A 19365-nucleotide genomic window follows, 5' to 3' on the forward strand; every position below is an offset into this window, starting at 1 on the left:
AAGCGGATCGGGCGCCGAACCCCGAGGATCCGGCGCCCGTCGCTCCACGGGAAGGTCGATGCAGCCGTGTCAGGGCTAAGACTGCACCATCTCCTTCAACCGGAAGCGGATGATCTTGCCGGAGCCGGTGCGCGGGATTTCGTCCACCTGATGCACCACATGGGGCACCTTGTAGGATGAGAGGTGATGGCGGCAGTGGTCGAGCAGCAGGTCGGCATCGAAACTGCCATCGCGCGGCACCACATACAGCGCGGGCACCTCGCCGAGCTGGGGATGGGGCACACCCGCGACCGCGCAATCGAGCACGGTGGAGAACAGCAGCACCACCTCCTCGATCTCTGCTGGCGCGATGTTCTGCCCGCCGCGGATGATCAGCTCCCTCAGCCGGCCGGTGATGGTGACGAAGCCATTGCGGTCGGCGCGGGCGAGGTCGCCGGTGTGGTACCAGCCGTTGCGCAGGGCCTTGGCCGTTTCCTCCGGCTTGTTGTGATAGCCGAGCATGACATTCGGCCCGCGCACGATCAGCTCACCCTCCTGTCCCGCATCAAGGTCGCGCAGGCTCGCCGGATCGACGATGCGCAGCGCCACGCCCGGCAGGGGCAGGCCGCACGACCCCATGACGCGCGAGGACGCGGCGGCGTTCATCGTGACCATCGTGGAGGTCTCGGTGATGCCGTAGCCATCCAGTAGCGGCACGCCGAATTGAGTCTCGAAGGCGGTGTTCAGCGTCGCCGGCATGATCGCCCCCGCGGAGACGCATACACGCAGGCCCGGCAGAATCTTTCGTCCCTCCGCCTGCGCCGCCTCCATCAGATAATGGAACATGGTGGGCACGCCGGGGAAGACGGTGAATTCGCCGGTCCCGAGCAGGCGCATGGCCTCGCGCGTCGAATATTTCTCCAGGATGTATTCGCTCGCACCGGTGGCGAGGATGGATAGCACCGAGAAGTTGAGGGCGTAGGAGTGGAACAGGGGCAGCGGCGAGAGCACATTGTCCGCGCTGCCGAGGCCGACCACGGGGCTCCAGCACGCCGCCGTCACCCACAGCATGCTGCGGCAGGTGAGCAGCACACCCTTGGCACGTCCAGTGGTCCCGGACGTGTAGATGATGAAGGACGCCGCATCGATATCTGCGGGATCGCGGGCAGGCGTGGCGGGCGGCAGCTCCGCCAGCGCCTCGAAACTGCGCAGGTCGCCGGCGGGGGCGTCCACCAATAGCAGGCCGGCGACGCTGGGCGCCTCGGCGCGCAATCCCTCCACCATCTCCGCGCGGGCGGCTGTGGTGATGACGATCCGGCATGCGGCATCGGACAGGCGGTAGGAGACTTCGCCCGGCGCCGCATCCGCGCTGATGGGCACCGCGACGCCCCCGGCCCGGACGATGGCAAGGCAGGCCTCCACCCAGGAGACGCAGTTCGGCAGCAGGATCGCCACCCGGTCCCCGGCCCCGACGCCGAGCCCGGCGAGATGCCCGGCGAGGTTCGCCGTGCGCCGCTCCAGCTCGGCATAGGTGACGGCGCGTCGCGCATCGCGGAACGCGACTTTCGCGCCGCGTTCCGTCGCATGCCGCCGCAACAGCTCCGGTACCGGAGCGATCAGATCGGCCTTGAGCATCTGTTCCTCCCCATTGATCACCGCGTTCTTGTGCGCGGCTGTCTTCACACCATGCAGAAGCCGCCGGAGATGGAGATCACCTGCCCGGTGATCCACGAGCCCTTGGGCGAGGCCAGCAGGGCAACTGTGGGTGCGATGTCCTCCGGCTGGCCGAGACGGCGCAGCGGATAGAATTTGGTGAGCTTGTCGCGGTTGGCTTCCACCCACGAGCGGTCATGGGCGGTCTCGACGAGGCCGAGGGACACGGTGTTGGCCGTGACGCCGCTGCGGCCCAGCTCCCGGGCCAGCGACTTCATGAGGGCGATGGTGCCCGCCCGCGCCGCAGCAACGATGGCGAGGCCGGATTCGCCCACGCGCGAGGAGTCGCCGACGATGGCGATGAGACGCCCGTCGCCCGCCTTCTCCAGATGCGGGACGGCCGCGTGGGCGAGATGGATGGCGCCATAGAGGCAGGTGTCGATCTGCGCCTTCCACTCCTTCTCGGTGGAGTCGGTGAATTTCTGCCGGATGGCGAGGCCGGCATTGTTGACCACGATGTTCAGGCCGCCGAAATCGGTGACGATGGCCTCGACCATCGCCTTGACGGCGGCAAAATCAGCCACGTCCGCCTTGTAGGCCTTGGCCTCGCCGCCGCGCGCGCGAATTTCGTCCACGACCGCCTGCGCCTCTTCCGCCGAATTGCGATAGTTCAGCGCGACCGTCGCCCCCTCCGCGGCGAGGGCGAGCGAGATCTCGCGCCCCACATCGCGCGCGCCGCCGGTGACCAGCGCAACCTTGCCCTTCAGATTGAGATCCATGGAAAATCCGCCTTGCGTGAGATGATGGATGGAAACGGGCCCGCGCCTCACTCGTAGGCGTCGGCCCCTTTCCGCAGGGTCTGCCACTGGGCGTCGTCATGGCCGCACAGGACGGTGGCGCCGCCCGCCTCGATCCTGCGGATTTCCGCGATGGAGCGGTTGTGCAGATCGACGTTCCAGGTGTTCTTCGGCACCACGCCGGGGTGGAGGCTGGTGCGCACGCTCACCGCGTCCGAGGCGAGCAGGAAGGGGCCGTCGCGGTCGAGCGCGACGAGCGCGCCGGTGAGGCCCGGCGTGTGGCCGGGAAACGGGATGAGGGTGATGCGTCCATCACCGAACAGATCCTTCTCCCCGTCGATCAGCTCAAGCGGATTGCCCTGATCCCACTCCACCGGGAGATAGCCCGCGGAAGCTGCATTCTCCGCCTTCGCCGCAGCGAGTTCCGCCGCATGCACGACAACCGTCGCCTTGCGGAAAAAGCCGTTGCAGCCGCAATGGTCGGGATGGAAGTGCGAGCACACCACCACGTCGATGTCATCCGCCCCAAGCCCCACGCAGGAGAGCTGGGAGACCACATTGTCCTCGCGCCCCATGATCGGCGTCATGGCCCGCGCCACGCCGCCCCATCGCGCCTCGGCGTCGTCCACAACGGACGGGTGGCAGCCCGTGTCGAACAGGACGTTGCCCTGGGCGTGGCGCAGCAGGATGGAGGCAACGGGCAGTTCGATGCTCTCGCTGCGGTCGGCGTCGGGCTGGTAGATGTGCCGCTTCATCCGGAGGCGGCCGCCCGAAAGCACATGCATCTTCATGGCTGTTCCTCCCGTGCGGGACCGCTCACCGCCCCTCGAAGCGCGGCGGGCGCTTCTCGGCGAAGGCGTTGCGCCCCTCCTGATAGTCGAAGCTGCGGGATGCGCCGTCGATGCGCGCCTGCGCGGCATCGAGATCGAGCGCGCCCGGCCCCATGGCGAGGCCATCGAGGATGAACTTCGCCCCGCTCACCGATAGCGGTGCATTGGCCGCGATGCGTCCAGCAAGGCTCCGGGCCGCAGCCATCGGGTCGTCGGCCATCTCGTCCGCGAAGCCGATGCGCAGGGCCTCCCCGGCGGGGATGCGATCGGCAGTGTAGAGAATGCGCTTCGCCTGCGTGAGCCCGACGAGGGACAGCAGGCGCTGGGTGCTGCGCACGCCGTAGACGATGGACAGCTTCGCCGCCGGAATGCCGAAAATGGCGGTCGGCGCGGCGATGCGGAAATCGCAGGACATGGAGAGGTGACAGCCCCCGCCGAGGCAATAGCCGGAGACCACGGCGATGGTCGGCTTGCCCGCCCCGGCGATGGCGTCGGACGACGCATCCACCGCGACCTCGTAGTCCACGCTCTGCTCAAGCGTATGGCGCACCACCGGAAATTCGGAGATGTCGGCGCCGACGCTGAAATCCGCGCCAGCCCCTGCGAGCAGGATCGCCCGCACGTCACGGTCAGCGCCAAGCTCGGAAAATATCCGCGCCACATCCCGCCACATGGCAAGCGTCATGGCATTGCGCTGCGCCGGACGATTGAGCGTGACAGTCGCGATGTGGTCCTCGACGGCGACTTCGATATCCGCCATTCAGCCCTCCTTGGCCCCGGTGCCCGCCTCGTCGACGACGAGGGGCGCAAGAACTTGGCGCAGCTTGTCCGGGAGTGGAACAGGCCGGTTGGTGGCGCGGTCCACATAGACGTGGATGAAATGCCCCTGCGCGGCCGCGACTTGGTCCGCATCGCGGAAGATGCCGATCTCGTATCGCACGCTGGTGGTGCCGAGACGCCCGACGCGCAGGCCCGCATGCACCGTCGAGGGAAACGACAGGGACGAGAAATACTGGCAGCGCGTCTCCACCACGAGCCCGATGACAGGACTTGCCTGGACATCCAGCGCGCCCGTCTCGATCAGGTAATGGCCGACAGCCGTATCGAAGAACGAGTAGTAAACCACGTTGTTCACGTGCTGGTAGACGTCATTGTCCATCCACCGTGTCGCGATTTCCCGGAAGTGTCGGTAGTCCTGCCGCCGGTCCGGCGTTGTGCGCGCGCTCACCTGACGCCTCCCTCCAAGGACTGCCCGCGGGCAGGCACCTGCGGTTTTTGCCCGCCGCTCCAGGCCGCCCGATGGCGACCGCGATGATCGGTTCCGCTGATCAATTCGTAACTTGCATTAATAGACTGAAAGTGCTGTTGTCAATGCCGCACCGACCGACACGGGACCAACTGCCCGGCCTTCGACAGCATTTCCTGCAGCAAGCACCAATCCATACTGCATTGCAGGATAGGGCGACCGAGACGCGGCAATTCAAACGTCCATTTATGAAAGACATCGGTCGGCGCAGGGACAGACCAGCCGGACGCTAAGCCGGAAAGGCGCGCCGGATCATGCAGGAGGAAGACGGATGTCCAGGATCGCACACGTGGCGACGATTTGCGCCGCGCTTGCCATGTCGCTGCCGGCCTATGCCCAGAGCCCCGCGGCTCCGCCAGCCGCCGGCAAGATTTCCAACGACGTGGTGAAGATCGGTGTTCTCACCGACATGTCGGGGCAGTTCTCCCACGAAGCCGGCGAGGGATCCGTCACGGCGGTGAAGATGGCCGTCGAGGACTTCGGCGGGAAGGTCCTCGGCAAGCCCATCGAGGTCATCGTCGCCGACCACCAGAACAAGACCGAAGTCGCCATCGCCAAGGCGAAGGAATGGTTCGACGTCGACAAGGTCGACATGATCGCCAACCTCATCAATTCGGCCGTGGCCATCGGCGTCGCCGGGGTGGCGAAGGAGAAGAACGGCATCGCCATCATCAACGGCTCGGGCTCCTCGCGCCTCACCGGCGACATGTGCACGCCGAACTCGATCCATTATGCCTACGACACCTACGCGCTGGCCGTCGGCACCGGCAATGCGCTCATCAAGCAGGGCAAGAAGAACTGGTTCTTCCTGACCGCGGACTACGCCTTCGGCCACGCCCTGGAGGCCGACACCGCGTCGGTGGTGAAGGCCGGCGGCGGCAACGTGGTGGGCTCTGTGCGCTACCCCATCAATACGCTCGATCACGGCTCCTTCATGCTTCAGGCGCAGGGATCGGGAGCGGACGTGATCGCGGTTGCCGGCTCTGGCACCGTCTTCATAAACGCAGTGAAGGCGGCGCATGATTTCGGGCTGACGCAGTCCGGCAAGCAGTCCCTCGCCGGGCTTCTGGTGTGGATCACCGACATCCATTCCATGGGTCTCGAAAATGCCCAGGGCCTCGTGCTCACCAATGCCTTCTACTGGGATCGGGACGACGAGACCCGCGCCTTCTCCAAGCGCTTCGAGGCGCGCATGGGCCGCAAGCCGCACATGGGCGACGCGGGCGACTATTCCTCCACCATGCACTATCTGAAGGCCGTCGAGGCGGCGGGGACCGACGAAGCGCAGGCCGTCATGGCCAAGATGCGCGAGATGAAGGTCAACGACTTCTTCGCCAAGAACGGCTACATCCGCGCGGACGGCCGGTTCATCCACGACATGTACGTCTACCAGGTGAAGAGCCCGTCGGAATCGAAGGGCCCGTGGGACTATTACAAGCTGGTGCAGGTCATCCCGGGCGAGCAGGCGTTCCGCCCGCTGTCCCAGAGCCAGTGCCCGCTGGTCAAGAAGTAGCGCGCGCCGGGCGGCCCCGGCGCGGGGCCGCCTGCTTCTCCGGCCGGGCCACATCCTCCGCCGGAGCATCCTCGCCCGGCACCAGAACAGCAACCATACGGTCGCCGGCCTGCGGGGCGCCATACCGCGCGGGGTCGTAATTGAGGCGGTAGCGCATGTCCGGCGCCTCGATCGGCTTGCGGCACTTGTCGCAGACCACCACGGCGGAAAAATCGTGGCCGCAGTCGAGATGCGTCAGGATCAGAGGCGGATCGCCGGAGGACAGCCAGCGGTCGCCCCAGGCGCCCATGGTGATGAATGCGCCGTACAGGTCCTTGCCCATCTCGGTCAGCCGATATTCGTAGCGTTCGGGCAGATCCTGATACTTGACCCGATCGAAGACCCCGCGCGCCACGAGCCGGCCGAGCCGCTCGGTGAGGATGTTGGGCGCGATCCGCAGCTCGGTCTGCATCCGGTCGAACCGCCGGACACCGAAGAACGCCTCGCGCAGGATGAGAAAGCTCCAGCGGTCGCCGATGATCTCCAGGGAGCGCGACACCGAGCTCGGGCGCCCACGCGAGAAGCTCGCGGATTCCGCGGTACGCCGCGCCCGTTTCGCAGGTTCCACGGGGGTGCGGCCGGCGCCCGGCCCGTCGCGGTAGCGCACGCGGTTCGCCTTCACCTCACCGAGACAGTGGGAACACGCCACATAGGGTTCGCATTCCTGCCCGCAAGTGGCGTGGATGAGCTTGAGCGGCGGCCCCTCCGGACCCGAAAGCCAGCGGTCACCGAACCGGATGAGCGCGACGAAGCTCGGATAAAGCTCCATCCCGCAGCGGGTGAGGTGATACTCCGCCCGGCTGGAACTGGCCGAATAGCTGACCTGCCGAAAAATTCCCCGCACCGTGAGGCGCTTGAGCCGTTCCGCCAGGGTGCCGCGGGGCAGCCCGAGCGCGGTGCGGAACTCCTCGAAGCGGCGCGCGCCGAAGAACGCCTCGCGGATAACCAGGAAGCTCCACGCATCCGACATGATCGAGATCGTGCGTCCCACCGAGCAGTTGCGCTCAAACAGCTGAAGCACGGCACGGTTCCGCGATGCGGCCTTCGCATTCGATGCAGGGCCCGCACGCTTTTCGTTCGGCATCTGGACGCAGACTCCATGCATCGGATTATCGTCTACTTATAGTACCAACCACTCGTCTCGTCGCGCGAATCGCGCCGTCGCGCAGCGCGGGTTGCGCACTGAAAATTCCAGCGAATCCCGAAACTCATCAAAAACGACAATCTGAACTATCTAAACAGAAAGTATAAAGCGATCACCCTGATTAGTAAGGCAATCGGCCTTGCGCCGGAGGGTTTCCGGCGTGGACTGAAGCGCGGCTCCCTCTAAGGACCAGCTTGTTCACGCAAAACGCCGGCTCACGGGCCTGATGGGCGATCGACGAAGCTGCTCGGTTTTTCGGTGAGGCGATCGTGGTGCTGCCGGCTCTGTTCACGCTGCTCGGAACGGTGGCTGTCTGTCCGCGTGGTCGTCACGATTGCAACGAAACCTACCCCTTGCGGTAATGCGCCTCGATCACGTCAAACGCCTTTCGTGCCGACGCCAGCTTCTCGAATACCGATACCGCAGTCCCAGGGCTGACCGGCGGGCAGCCGTGACTCACATACGAGGCCAGATTGCGCCGCAGCTCGCCATAGGTGGCGTAGAAGCCGACGAAGAGCGACAGGTTGGGTGCGCCTACGGCGACGAAATGCGGAACGGCCGCATCGAACATGGGCGTGTCGCGCGCCATGGAGGCGTTGATGTCCAGCACCTGCGAGGGGCAGGAACCATTGGCACTGTCGATCCTGGCCTGCAGCCCCTCGGCCCGCTTCAGGACCTCGTTGAGCGCGCTGGCCTCCACCAGCAGGGCCTCGCCGACACGCCGCAGTTCCTCGGCCTTGCGCGCCTGTTCGGTTTCCGCGGAAATGGCGGTGGAGATGGCCAGGATGCCCGCACCTGTCACGAAGCCAAGCATGGTGCCGATCAGCGTCTGCCACTGACGCAGCAGACCCAGTTGCGGGTTGTCACCGCCGGTTCGGATGTCCACCACGATCAGCGCGCTCAGCGCGACGATGACGAGCGCGACGATCAGGATTGCGGTCGGGATCATGACCGCGCGCACGCCCCGCGCCGCCGCCCAGCGGTCGCACCCAGATGGCCACTGGCCGCTTGCGATGTGCCGATGGCCTCAGTCGCGGGCAAGCGCACGCTGGGCCTCCTGGGCAAGATCGGTGTAGGCGGCCTTCTCCACGGTCACGGCAATGCCCTGAATGGTGCCACCCCTGAACGTGCCGGGCGACGTATAGTCCTGGCTCACCGCGTCGCCGCTGTCATAGCCGATACAGAGGCCGTCGCCGGAGAGCGTGAACTTGGCCGGCTGGGTCCGCATGGGTCCTTCGGCCACGACCTTGTCGTTGATGTAAAGTTTGGTCGTGCCGAGCGATTCACTGTGCGGACCGGCGCCTGTGCGGGTGAATTCCATCCCCAGCGTGTATTTACCGGGCTTCAGATCGACATTGGAAATGAAGGTCTGCTCCGGCTTGATGCCGAGGAAGTTGTAGACGTAGTAGAGCTTGTGATCCTTGATGAACAAGGCATGCCCGCCGAAACGCGAGCCGTGGGCGAAGATCACGCCGGACGCATCGGGGGTGTCGATCTCCACATTGGCGAGAATCTTGTAGGACCGGTTGCGCACGTTGACCGCAACGCCCTCCGGCACCGGCGCCGTGCCGGGATAATAGATGTAGCGGTCGCGCACTGGCTCGGCACTGGGTCGCTCGACGCCGAGCATCTGCGGCGCGGTGCGGTCATCAAGCGGCAGTGCCAGATTGGTGCGCGCCTCCTCGTTCCAGGCCTTGATGAGCGCCGCGAGCTTTTCGGGGTGCGCGTCGGCCAGATCCTTTGATTCCGAGCGGTCCGCCTCGACGTTGTAAAGCTGCCAGCGGTCCTGATCGAACTTGCCCTTGCCCGTGAAGGGCGCGTGCACGGCGGACGCCAGCCAGCCATTTTCCCAGATGCCGCGCGTGCCCAGCATCGCATAGAACTGCCGCTTCTTCTGCGTGGGGGCGTCGGGCGCGGCGTCGAACGTATACCGCATGGAGACGCCGGACAGGGGGAACTGCTCCACGCCCCGATAGACCTTGGGCATCTCGATGCCGATGATATCAAGCAAGGTCGGTACGATGTCCACCGAGTGGTGGTACTGATTGCGGATCTCGCCGCGCGCCTTGATGCCCTTCGGCCAGGAAATGACCAGGGGGTCCGCCGTGCCGCCCGAATATTGCGAATAGCGCTTGAACATCTGGAACGGGGTCGAGAACGCCGCAGCCCAGCCGGTGGGGAAATGCTCGTAGGTGTCGGGGCCGCCGAGCTTGTCGATCAGCTTCATGTTCTCGGCGATATCGTCGGGATAGCCGTTGAAGAACTTGTTCTCGTTGACCGAGCCGTTCGGCGAGCCCTCGCCGGAGGCGCCATTGTCCGCCGCGTAGATGACGATGGTGTTTTCAAGCTGTCCGGACTTTTCCAGATAGTCGATGATGCGACCGATCTGGACATCGGTGTATTCCGAGAAGGCGGCATAGACCTCGGCGAGGCGCGAGAACAGCTTCTTCTCGTCGGGCGAGAGGCTGTCCCAGGGCCGCACCATGTCCGGGGCATAGGCAGCGTCCGCCGGCAGCGGGTTGAGCGGCGTCAGCTGCGTGTCCTTGGGCAGGACGCCTCGCTCGATCATGCGCGCCAGCACCCAACCGCGATAGGCCTCGTAGCCGTCGTCGAACTTGCCCTTGTACTTGTCGATAAAGTCTTGCGGCGCCTGATGCGGAGCGTGATTGGCGCCGGGGTTGTACCACATGAACCACGGCTTCGAAGGGTTGGTGGCCTTCTGGTCGCGGATCATGCGGATGGCCTGATCGGCCAGATCCTTCGAGAAATGGTAGCCGTCCTGCGGTGCAGAAGGCGGCTCGATGAAGCGATTGTCTTCGACGAGATCTGGATACCATTGATTGGTCTCGCCGCCGATGAAGCCGTAGAAGCGGTCGAAGCCCATGCCCAGGGGCCAGGTGCTGCGATTTCCACCCGAAGCCACGTCCTGCTCCGGCACATTGTGGTTCTTGCCCAGCCAAAAGGTGCTGTAGCCATTGTCCTTGAGGATTTCGGCGATGGTCGCAGCCTGCGGGGGAATACGCCCGCTCGCCCCGGGAAATCCGTTGGCCCCCTCGGTGATCGCGGCCATGCCGTTGAGCGTGTGGTTGCGGCCGGTCAGCAGTGTCGAACGCGTGGGCGAGCACAGCGCCGCCGTATGCCATTGCGTATAGGTCAGCCCTTCCGCAGCCAGCTTGTCCAAAGTCGGCATATTGATCCGCCCGCCATAGGGCGACCATGCAGCCAGGCCGGTGTCGTCATAGAGCACGAACAGGATGTTGGGCGCACCTTCCGGCGCCTTCCTGGGCGTGAATGGACCCCAATCCGCCACCGAGTCGCGCACATCAAGCTCGATCTTGCCCTTGAAGTCCTTGTAAGGCCCCACAGGCTGGGTCTGCTGGGCCGCGGCGGGGCCGGCGATGGCCACGCCGAGGCCGATGCAGGCCATCGAAAGGAGAGTGGCTGGCTTCATGGCGGACCTCCCTGGTTGGCGATTGTGATCGCGTTCTTCTTTTCATGCATGGCATTGGCCGGCGCCGGACCAGATATCCGCTCACGTCAGCCGACCCGCTTTTATCCCGCGTCTCGAATTTACCACCGCTACACGCTCAGTCTGGCGTCGCTACTCTGAAACCTCTGAACATAATTACATGTATATCAGGATATCGGAGGTTCGATTATAGCCTTGACGTCAGTCAATTCATTCAAAATTTGCGTGCCAAGGCCATGCAGTGCGATGGGAGTGCGCTGGCCGAGCGAGGGGAAGGTCGCGCCGGCCGCCCTCGCGCCCGATCACGGCCATCCAATGATCTCTAAAGGCGAAATCAGCTATGGTCCCCTGTCGGTACGCGACCTTGGCTGATGCGCGGGAGCGATGAGTGCGGTAGAGATGAGGTCGACCCCGGCGGGGCGGCGGGAACGCTCCGGGACATAGTCTTCGTTGCTGGACCTGTACCGTGGAAGGTAGAAGAGGATGCGGCTCAGGAGCATCCTGTCAGTCTTGTTGGCTGGTGTCCTCACAGCCTTGATGATCTCGTTCATCGCGGCGGCGCGGAGCGACCGAGGCCGCCAAGCGGGGGCCTTGGCCGCACCTGCCGAACTTTCATCCGGCGGTATCGGGGCGTTAACGCCGCAGGCGCCGGAGGGATATGTCGGCTCGGCGGCATGCGCGGGCTGTCATGCGGCGGAGGCCAAGGCCTGGCTGGCCTCGCAGCATTCCGGCGCCATGAGCCTTCCAACGGAAGCAACCGTCAAGGGTCGCTTCGACGGGGCGGAGGTCGGTCGAGGTCCGGCGAGCGCTCGCTTCTTCCGGGAGGGGACGGGCTATCGCGTGGAGATCGCCGGCTCGGACGGGAAGCGGACGGTCTACCCCATCGCCTATACGTTCGGGCTCTACCCGCTCCAGCAATATCTAGTCGCCATGCCGGACGGGCGGGTGCAGGCGCTGCCCTTCGCCTATGATACGCGTCCCGCGTCCGAGGGCGGCCAGCGCTGGTTCCATCTTTATGGGGATGATCCGCCCATGCCCGGCGACCCTCTGTTCTGGACCGGGCCGCAGCAGAACTGGAACCACATGTGCGCGGAATGCCATTCCACGGCGCTACGCAAGGCCTACGATGCGGCGGCCGACCGCTTCGACACGCGCCTCTCCGAGATCAGCGTCGGCTGCGAGAGCTGCCACGGCGCCGGGGCAGGACACCTCGCCTGGGCGAAGGGGCCGCGCGATCGCGCGACGTCTCATGCGGGATTTGCCAGTGCGGCCGCACCCCGGCCCGTCGTGGACTGGACTCCCGATCCGAAGACCGGAAGCCCGGCCCATGGTGTGGACCGGTCGGCTGGGGACGTTGTCGAGACCTGCGCGCGCTGCCACGCCCGCCGCGGCGTCTCATCCGAGAGCTGGCAACCCGGCCAGCCGCTGACGCAGACCCACATGCCCGTGCTGCTGGAGCAGGGTCTGTTCGAGCCCGACGGGCAGAATCAGGACGAGGTGTTCAACGATCACGCCTTCAAGCAGAGTCTGATGTACAAGCGCGGCGTCGCCTGCACCGATTGCCACGATCCGCACACCGCGGCCCTGAAGGCGCCCGGCGCGGCGGTGTGCAGCCAGTGTCACCTGCCGGAGCGCTTCGCGGTCCAGAGCCACACTGGCCACGTCCCGGGACCCGGCGCGCCGGATTGCATCGGCTGCCATATGCCGAAGCGCACCTACATGGTGGTCGACGCGCGCCACGACCATTCCTTCCGCATTCCGCGCCCGGATCTCTCCGTTGCGCTCGACACGCCCAATGCCTGCACCGATTGCCACACTCAAAAGCCTGCGATCTGGGCCGCCGAGGCGGTCGAGCGCTGGCATGGGCCGGAGCGCAAGGGCTTCCAGAGCTGGGGGCCGGCGCTTCATGCCGCGCGCCTTGGGGCAGCAGAGGCCCGTGCGGCCCTTGTCGCGCTGGCTGGAAATCGGGACGTGCCGGGCCTCGTTCGGGCCACCGCCGTCGGGGCGCTGGCGCAGTTCCCGGCGCGCATAAGCGACGACGCGGTTCGGGCAGCCCTCGCCGATCCCGATCCCATGGTTCGTGTGGCGGGGCTGCGGACGGCGGCCGGCCTGCCGCGCGCGGAGCGCTGGCGGAGGGCATCGCCGCTTCTGTCAGACCCGTCCGCCGCGGTGCGGCTGGAGGCGGCGGACCAGCTCGCCGATGTCCCGCTGGATGAGGTGGGCGAGCCTGAGCGCAGCCGCCTCCTCGCTGCGTTCAGCGAATACGAGGCAGCCCAGAGGCTGAATGCGGACCGGGCGGATGCGCGGGCCAATCTCGGCACCTTCCTTCTGCGCCGGGGCGATGGAGCCGGGGCGGAGATGGAGTACCGCGCCGGTCTCAAGCTCGATCCGACCTTCGCGCCCCTGCGCGTCAACATGGCGGACCTCTATCAGCGGCAGAAGCGCGAGGCGGACGCCGAAACGGTGCTGCGCGAGGGGCTCGCCATGCGCAATGACGCCGCCCTCCACCATGCGCTCGGGCTCACCCTCGTGCGGCAGAAGCGTTATGACGACGCGCTGGTGGCGCTCGCCACCGCCCGCGCGCTGGCGCCCGCCGAAGCGCGCTACGCCTATGTGGAGGCGATCGCCCTGCAATCGCTTGGCCGCCAAACCGAAGCACAGGACGTGGCCCGGCAGGGGCTGGAGCAGAGCCCGAACGATCCGGCGCTGATCGGACTTGTCCTCAATGCGGCGCTGGGCGCCGGAGACGTCAGCCGCGCCCGCGCGCTTGCGGAACACCTGGCGGGCCTTCAGCCGGACAATCCCGAAGTCGCACGCATTGCTGCGCGGCTCCGAGCGCGCTGACAGGCCTGCGCGACGAAGTCTTCGAACGATACCGCATGCGCCATAACCGTTACCGCCTTCGCTGCCGGGACGGGGGTCGGAATTCGTCGCCTGAGTGATCCGGTCAATACCCCCCTGCGCTTGGTCGATCACCTCCAGCGCCTTGTCGGCGGTGGAGCCACCTGCGGGGATGGATGCCGCAGCGGTGCCCTGGATGACCCCGGATTGGGAAAGCGGCTGCTCCTCCACCGGCGCATCCAGCACAACTGTGACGGTCGGGACGCAGGTTCTTGAACCTAGAGCCAGGGTAAGAGTTCAAGCGCGGTCCTAGATGGTCCGAGCCGCTCGCCGCAGTGACTGCGGGGCTTGGCCGAAGGCGCGGACGAAGGCGCGGCGCATGCGCTCCGGATCGCGAAAGCCGGTCACTTCTGCGACCCGTTCGATGGGGTCCGAAGATGACTGCACGTGCTCTCGCGCGACTTCCAGGCGCAAGCGCTCTATGGCCTTGGAGGGCGTCGTCCCGGTCTCGGCGGTGAAAATGCGCGCGAAATGGCGGGGGCTCAGCCCCGCCCGGTCGGCCAGCATGTCGACGGTGAGCGGCTTGTCCAGATGCTCCCGCACCCAGGTGAGCAGGGTGCCGAACCGTCCGTTCGGTGTCTTCAGTTCCAGCAGCGAGGAGAATTGCGACTGCCCGCCGCTGCGGCGATGGTAGAGCACCAGCTGGCAGGCGATGTCCTTTGCAACCGCATCCCCGTGCTCCTCCGCGGCGATGGCCAGCGCGAGGTCGATCCCGGCGGTGATGCCGGCAGAGGTCCAGACGTTGCCGTCGCGCAGGAAGATGCGATCGGGATCGAGCCGCACCTTCGGATAGCGGGAGACGAAATCCTGGGTGCGGCACCAGTGGGTCGTGGCCTTGCGGCCGTCCAGCAGTCCCGCCGCCGCCAGGACGTAGGCGCCGGAGCACACGCTCGCCACCCGTCCGCCACGCGTGGCATGGCGGCGGACGAAGGCGAGGGTCGTCCGGCAGTCGATGGCGGCCTCGACCCCCAGCCCGCCGGCGACGACGAGCGTCGTGATGGACTTGGCCGACTTGAGGCTGGAGGCCACCACCTCCACGCCACAGGAGCTGCGGACCGGCCCGGGCTGTGCGGCGATCATCTGCACGTTCGGCGCGGTGGGAACCAGGCGGCGCGCGATCTCGAACACCGATGCCGGGCCCGATGCGTCCAGAAGCTGGAAATCCGGGAAGATCAGGATGCCGATCATCGCCATGGCTGAAAACGAGGGAACCGTGACATTCTACATATGATCGCACCATGCCATGCTCGGCGGGTCAAGATCGGACCCCGAAGGTCGTAGAATGTCTTCATCCCTGAAATTCGGCTTGCTCGTCTTTCCCCGCATCACGCAGCTCGACATGACCGGGCCCCTGCAGGTGTTCTCCAGCCTGCCCGGCGCTGAGGTCCATCTGGTCTGGAAGCGTATCGAGGCGGTGCAGAGCGACACGGTGCTGTCCATCCTGCCCACCACCGCCTTCGCCGATTGCCCCCAGTTCGACGTCATCTGTGTTCCGGGCGGCTACGGCACCGACGACCTGATGGGCGACGACGAGGTGCTGAATTTCCTGCGCGCGCAGGCCGCCGGCGCCAAGTTCGTCACCTCGGTCTGCACGGGCTCGCTGGTGCTTGCCGCGGCCGGGCTGCTGGAGGGCCGCAAGGCCGCCACCCACTGGAGCGCCATCGATGTCCTGCCCATCTTCGGCGTGACCGCGCGCCGCGAGCGGGTGTGCATCGACGGAAACCGCATCACGGGCGGCGGCATCACCGCCGGCATCGATCTCGGCCTGACCGTGATTTCCGAGCTGGTGGATCGCAGGACCGCCGAAGCCATCCAGCTGCGGCTGGAATACAACCCCGCGCCCCCGTTCAATGCCGGATCGCCGGAGACGGCCCCGGCCGACGTTCTGGCGCTGCTTCAGGAGAGGATGAAGGTGGCGAAGGCGCGCCGGCTCGACCTTGCCAGAGCGGCAGCGGCCCGCGGGCGGTGATCCGGCCATCGGCGGCTATTTTACCCCGCGGTCGAGACCGTCGACCGCGGCCGCATCGCCGTCGATGGCCCGTGCCAGACGCGCGGCCGTCACCGGCCCAAGGGTGAATCCCTGGTGGCCGTGGCCGAAATGGAACCACAGGCCGGGGTGGCGCGTCGCGCGGCAGGCGAGCGGCAGCAGGCCCGGCAGACAGGGACGCGTGCCAGACCAGGGCGTTGCTTCCACGGGCGATCCCAGATCCACGAGGGACCGGGCTGCGACCTCGCCCCGCGCGAGTTGGCGCGGGCTGGTGCTGGGCGCAGCGGCGGACAGCTCTGCGGCGGTCGCAATGCGCAGGCCGTCTCGCATGGGCGACAGCACCACGGAGTGGTCGGCAAGCAACATGGGCCGGGTGAGGCCGTGGGTGCCGCCATAGTGGCGATGGTAGCCGCGCTTGCGCACCATCGGCACGCGATAGCCGAGGGGCCGGAGCAGCTCCGGCGACCAGGGCCCGAGTGCCACGACGACGATTTTCGCGTCCATCCCCGCGACCTGCCAGCCGGCGCCGGAGCGCTGGAGGGTCCGTGCATCGCCGGCGACGATCCGACCGCCGCGATCCTCAAACAGCCGCGCGTAGGCATCGACCAGCCCTCCCGGTGCAAGGCAGGTCCAGGGCGCTGTCCAGTGAACGGCCCCTGCCGGCGCCCGCCGCAAGGCAGGCTCGGCTGCGGCAAGCCCCGCCCTGTCGGCGACGGAGAAGGTAACACCATGCTCGCGCCCCTTGCGCTCCGCCTCCCGCACGGCGGCTGCAAGGCCCTGCTCCGTATCATGGACCTCCCAATAGCCGTCCCGGCGGATCAGCTCGTCGGCGCCCGCCGCCTCGATGAGGGCGGCGTGACGGGGCACGGCCTCCGATACCAGTTGGCGCCAGAGCGGAATCACCCTGCCCAGCGGACCGGGCAGGGACGATCGCCAATAGCCGAACAGTGCGGGCGCCTGCCCGGGCAAAGACGGCCAGTGCAGGTTGACGGCGTTCCTGGCGCCTCCAGCCATCGCGAGAAGCGCCAGCGGGCTTGTCGGCAGCGCGTACGGCTCGACAGCTTCCGCCTGGATGATGCCCGCATTGCCGTAGCTCGTTTCCGAGCCGGGTGGCGCGCGATCGATGACGACACAGTCGTGTCCCCGCTCCTGCAGAGCCAGCGCCGTGGCCACGCCGACCATGCCGGCACCCAGAACTACGATTTCAGCCATGCTGCTTCCCCGAGAGCCGCCCGCGTGAGGGCCGCAGACTGTACTGTTATTCCTGAGCCATCGCTTCGAGCTCGGCCGTTGCCGCCGCTGCGTCGAAGATGCCCGTGCGTCCGATGAGCACCAGCCGCGCGCCCTCCACGGGCAGATCCGAGGGCAGCAGGCTGGCGCGGCGGCCGACGAGCTGGAACAGGAAGGTCTGGCCCGGCCGCTCGGCGACTCGGATCAGGCCCTTGGCCCGCACGAGACGCGGCGTAAGGTTCTCGATGACGGCCCTGAACCGCGCGAGGACCACGGCACGCAGCGACATCCATTCGACCTGGACGAAGCGATCGTCGCGGATCACAGGGGCCTCGGCGGGAGCGGCCGGCTCGCGCGGAAAGGGCTGGGCGAAGAGAAGCTCCAGCGGAATGCCGCCGCCCTCGTCCGCGACGAAGACCAGCGACTTGCCCATGCCCTCCAGCCTCACCCGCAAGCTTGCATGATCGGCGGCGGCCGTCTCGCCGACCTTGGCGAGGACAATGATGTCGGCAGCCCGGACCTGGGCCTGCCAGAGGTCGTCGGCAACATCATGCGCCTCGGCATCCACCACCGTCACCACGACGTCGAGCCGCACGGCCTTCTGCAAGACGGGATCATGCAGCGCCTCGATGATCCCGCGCGGGTCGGACACGCCGCTTGCCTCGATCACGACGGCATCGATTGGCCGGCCGGCCGACAGCACCCCTGCAAGGGTGCGCAGCAGATCGCCCTGCAACGAGCAGCAGATGCATCCGTTCTTCAATGCAAAGACCGGAAGGCCGGTGGCGGAGAGGATCGCCTCGTCGATGGCGATGGCGCCGAAATCATTGACGATGACAGCCAGGGACAACTTCACGTCACCGTCCAGCATGGCATTGATCAGGCTCGTCTTTCCGGCTCCGAGCGCGCCCGTGACCACGACAACGGGAACAGGACGCGCGGCACGGTCCTCATGCATGCGCCGGCCCTCGGCCACGCAGCGCACGCCCCGGCCGGGCGCGCGCGTCAAGCCGGCCGTCCAGAATGACCGGTCGCCCACCCACCAGCAGCGCCTCGACCCCTGCGGCCGGCGCCGTCATGTCGGAAAAGCTGGCCCGGGCGGCGATGGTTGCGGGATCGAGCACAAGGATATCCGCGTCGCAGCCTTCCTGGAGGCGCCCTTTCCGCTTCATTTCGGGCGAGCAACTTTCGATGAGGCGGGCCGGCAGCACCGTGCACTTGGCCAGCGCCTCCACGAGACCGATCTTGCCGCGGTCGCGGCAATACTCGCCGATGAACTTGGTGAAGGTTCCGGCTGAGCGCGGATGGGACGACAGGCGCCGGGGCAGCGGCCATTCCTCGCCACGATAGATGGCGCCGTCGGGCTCCACCCATGGCATTGCATCCGAGGCGATGATGCCGCCGGGGTAGAGCACCGACAAGTCGAGAAGGTTCTGGAACGCCGGTTCGCTCTCTATATCGAGGAAATGCCACGCCACCAGCGCGGCGGGGTCCGCGTCCCGCGCCGAAAGGAGGTCGGCCCTGTCCCTCAGGTGCTGACGATTGTGGATCAGCTCGATGCTGTCATATCCCGACCCGGTCCGCTCCGGAAAATCCGTGGCCGCGAAGAAGCTCGCCGAAATCACCGTCGAGCCTGTCCCGTAGGGGTAAGCCTCCACCGTGACCGGCAGACCGCGCGCCTGTGCGTGCTGGATCAGCGCCCGGCAACGCGCGATGTCGTGCAGCGAGGTCGAGTTGAGGTGGCAGATGTGCATGTGCGCACCGGTGGCGGCGGCGAGGCCGATGATGCGGACATAGGAGTCTTCGGAACTCAGCGGATCGGCATTGGCCATATGGGCGATGTGCGTGAAGGTTGGCGCCGCATGGCGGGCGGCGAAGTCGCAGACCCGCGTCATCTCCTTGATGCCGGCGCCCGGCGCGTAGCCGTGGGCGATGCCGATGCCGATCCCCCCTTCACGCAGTCCGGCCTCGATGACGGAGCAGATGTCCTCGACCGCGCGCGCCCCCGCAACCTCGCTCGACCACCCGCCGCGATTGTCGGCCCCCTCCCCCATCATTTCCATCGGGTGCCGGCCCGGATCGGGCACGATGCCGGCCATCACCTGCTTGCGGGCGAAGATCCAGCTGGCGGAAGCCCCGTAGTTGAGCACCCGCCCGGCATTCTCCTGCCGCTCGTACCAGGCGCCGACCGGAAGGACGCCAACCTCCAGCTCGAGCGTCGTCGTCACCCCGTCGAACGCCTGCATCCAGTCCGCGGCGACGCACTGGCCGTGGGCGTGGAGATCGATGAAGCCGGGGCACACGACGCGTCCGGTCGCATCGATCCGGCGCGTCCCGTCCGCTTCCGGAATGCGTCCGATCCGCACGATGCCGCCGTCCCTCACCCCGACATCGGCGACCTCGTCGCGGCCGGTCTCGGGATCGATCAACCGTCCTCCGGAAATGATGCAATCGAAAGCTTCGCTCGGCACGACGTTCCGCCTCCGCCCGTCTTCAAATGCCCGCCCACCCCCGCCA

Annotated in this window: 15 protein-coding genes; 3 read left to right on the forward strand and 12 right to left on the reverse strand. The window is 66.8% G+C overall.

Annotated features, from left to right (window positions below; genetic code table 11):
- Positions 1-75: 75 nt before the first annotated feature.
- The 5 genes from A37E_RS0101425 to A37E_RS0101445 are packed head-to-tail and all read right to left on the reverse strand — an operon-like array spanning position 76 to position 4487.
- Positions 76-1614 carry a class I adenylate-forming enzyme family protein gene (locus A37E_RS0101425; protein ID WP_029554992.1) on the reverse strand — a complete coding sequence of 513 codons (1539 nt, stop codon included), beginning with the start codon at positions 1612-1614 and terminating at the stop codon, positions 76-78.
- Positions 1615-1658: 44 nt separating this feature from the next.
- Entirely contained in the window at positions 1659-2411 is a 753-nt protein-coding gene (locus tag A37E_RS0101430; protein WP_029554993.1) for an SDR family oxidoreductase, read from the reverse strand.
- A gap of 47 nt (positions 2412-2458) precedes the next feature.
- Entirely contained in the window at positions 2459-3220 is a 762-nt protein-coding gene (locus A37E_RS0101435; protein ID WP_029554994.1) for an N-acyl homoserine lactonase family protein, read from the reverse strand.
- A gap of 25 nt (positions 3221-3245) precedes the next feature.
- Positions 3246-4019: an enoyl-CoA hydratase-related protein gene (locus A37E_RS0101440; protein WP_029554995.1), complete on the reverse strand. Its 774-nt coding sequence runs from the start codon at positions 4017-4019 to the stop codon at positions 3246-3248.
- Positions 4020-4487 carry a thioesterase family protein gene (locus A37E_RS0101445; protein WP_029554996.1) on the reverse strand — a complete coding sequence of 156 codons (468 nt, stop codon included), beginning with the start codon at positions 4485-4487 and terminating at the stop codon, positions 4020-4022. It lies immediately after the preceding gene.
- A gap of 349 nt (positions 4488-4836) precedes the next feature.
- On the opposite strand from A37E_RS0101445, the gene A37E_RS0101450 reads away from it, so the two are divergent.
- Positions 4837-6078: an ABC transporter substrate-binding protein gene (locus A37E_RS0101450; RefSeq protein WP_024278076.1), complete on the forward strand. Its 1242-nt coding sequence runs from the start codon at positions 4837-4839 to the stop codon at positions 6076-6078.
- Here the strand turns inward: A37E_RS0101450 and A37E_RS0101455 are convergent.
- From A37E_RS0101455 to A37E_RS0101465, 3 genes are all read right to left on the reverse strand, one after another.
- Positions 6068-7201, reverse strand: a complete 1134-nt coding sequence (locus tag A37E_RS0101455; protein ID WP_081837388.1) for a helix-turn-helix domain-containing protein — start codon at positions 7199-7201, stop codon at positions 6068-6070. The two genes, A37E_RS0101450 and A37E_RS0101455, sit on opposite strands and share 11 nt — an antisense overlap.
- Positions 7202-7607: 406 nt before the next feature.
- Positions 7608-8222, reverse strand: a complete 615-nt coding sequence (locus tag A37E_RS0101460; RefSeq protein WP_029554998.1) for a hypothetical protein — start codon at positions 8220-8222, stop codon at positions 7608-7610.
- 66 nt (positions 8223-8288) lie between these two features.
- Positions 8289-10712, reverse strand: a complete 2424-nt coding sequence (locus tag A37E_RS0101465) for an arylsulfatase (protein ID WP_156026206.1) — start codon at positions 10710-10712, stop codon at positions 8289-8291.
- A gap of 753 nt (positions 10713-11465) precedes the next feature.
- Here A37E_RS0101465 and A37E_RS0101470 point away from each other — a divergent pair.
- Positions 11466-13574 carry a HEAT repeat domain-containing protein gene (locus A37E_RS0101470; RefSeq protein ID WP_038193741.1) on the forward strand — a complete coding sequence of 703 codons (2109 nt, stop codon included), beginning with the start codon at positions 11466-11468 and terminating at the stop codon, positions 13572-13574.
- A gap of 306 nt (positions 13575-13880) precedes the next feature.
- On the opposite strand, the gene A37E_RS0101475 is transcribed toward A37E_RS0101470, so the two are convergent.
- Complete coding sequence (locus A37E_RS0101475; protein ID WP_029555001.1) at positions 13881-14819, reverse strand: GlxA family transcriptional regulator; 939 nt, start codon at positions 14817-14819, stop codon at positions 13881-13883.
- A gap of 94 nt (positions 14820-14913) precedes the next feature.
- On the opposite strand from A37E_RS0101475, the gene A37E_RS0101480 reads away from it, so the two are divergent.
- Complete coding sequence (locus tag A37E_RS0101480; protein ID WP_029555002.1) at positions 14914-15600, forward strand: DJ-1/PfpI family protein; 687 nt, start codon at positions 14914-14916, stop codon at positions 15598-15600.
- A 15-nt stretch (positions 15601-15615) separates the two neighbouring features.
- Here the strand turns inward: A37E_RS0101480 and A37E_RS0101485 are convergent, their stop codons facing one another.
- The 3 genes from A37E_RS0101485 to A37E_RS0101495 are packed head-to-tail and all read right to left on the reverse strand — an operon-like array spanning position 15616 to position 19319.
- A complete protein-coding gene (locus tag A37E_RS0101485) occupies positions 15616-16830 on the reverse strand; it encodes an FAD-dependent oxidoreductase (RefSeq protein WP_029555003.1) in 1215 nt (404 codons plus the stop codon).
- A gap of 46 nt (positions 16831-16876) precedes the next feature.
- A complete protein-coding gene (locus tag A37E_RS0101490) occupies positions 16877-17806 on the reverse strand; it encodes a GTP-binding protein (protein ID WP_029555004.1) in 930 nt (309 codons plus the stop codon).
- The gene (locus A37E_RS0101495; RefSeq protein ID WP_029555005.1) at positions 17799-19319 is read right to left on the reverse strand and encodes an amidohydrolase family protein; all 1521 of its coding nucleotides are present in this window, start codon (positions 19317-19319) and stop codon (positions 17799-17801) included. The genes A37E_RS0101490 and A37E_RS0101495 overlap by 8 nt, the downstream gene beginning before the upstream one ends.
- Positions 19320-19365: the final 46 nt, after the last annotated feature.

The organism is Xanthobacter sp. 91 (assembly GCF_000702385.1).
GTDB lineage: Bacteria > Pseudomonadota > Alphaproteobacteria > Rhizobiales > Xanthobacteraceae > Xanthobacter > Xanthobacter aminoxidans.

What these genes read in the sequence shown, in the direction of transcription:
- A37E_RS0101425 (WP_029554992.1), bottom strand. Translation starts at nt 1,614, where the DNA reads ATGCTCAAGGCCGATCTGATCGCTCCGGTACCGGAGCTGTTGCGGCGG.
- A37E_RS0101430 (WP_029554993.1), bottom strand. Translation starts at nt 2,411, where the DNA reads ATGGATCTCAATCTGAAGGGCAAGGTTGCGCTGGTCACCGGCGGCGCG.
- A37E_RS0101435 (WP_029554994.1), bottom strand. Translation starts at nt 3,220, where the DNA reads ATGAAGATGCATGTGCTTTCGGGCGGCCGCCTCCGGATGAAGCGGCAC.
- A37E_RS0101440 (WP_029554995.1), bottom strand. Translation starts at nt 4,019, where the DNA reads ATGGCGGATATCGAAGTCGCCGTCGAGGACCACATCGCGACTGTCACG.
- A37E_RS0101450 (WP_024278076.1), top strand. Translation starts at nt 4,837, where the DNA reads ATGTCCAGGATCGCACACGTGGCGACGATTTGCGCCGCGCTTGCCATG.
- A37E_RS0101455 (WP_081837388.1), bottom strand. Translation starts at nt 7,201, where the DNA reads ATGCCGAACGAAAAGCGTGCGGGCCCTGCATCGAATGCGAAGGCCGCA.
- A37E_RS0101465 (WP_156026206.1), bottom strand. Translation starts at nt 10,712, where the DNA reads ATGAAGCCAGCCACTCTCCTTTCGATGGCCTGCATCGGCCTCGGCGTG.
- A37E_RS0101470 (WP_038193741.1), top strand. Translation starts at nt 11,466, where the DNA reads ATGAGCCTTCCAACGGAAGCAACCGTCAAGGGTCGCTTCGACGGGGCG.
- A37E_RS0101475 (WP_029555001.1), bottom strand. Translation starts at nt 14,819, where the DNA reads ATGATCGGCATCCTGATCTTCCCGGATTTCCAGCTTCTGGACGCATCG.
- A37E_RS0101480 (WP_029555002.1), top strand. Translation starts at nt 14,914, where the DNA reads ATGTCTTCATCCCTGAAATTCGGCTTGCTCGTCTTTCCCCGCATCACG.
- A37E_RS0101485 (WP_029555003.1), bottom strand. Translation starts at nt 16,830, where the DNA reads ATGGCTGAAATCGTAGTTCTGGGTGCCGGCATGGTCGGCGTGGCCACG.
- A37E_RS0101490 (WP_029555004.1), bottom strand. Translation starts at nt 17,806, where the DNA reads ATGCATGAGGACCGTGCCGCGCGTCCTGTTCCCGTTGTCGTGGTCACG.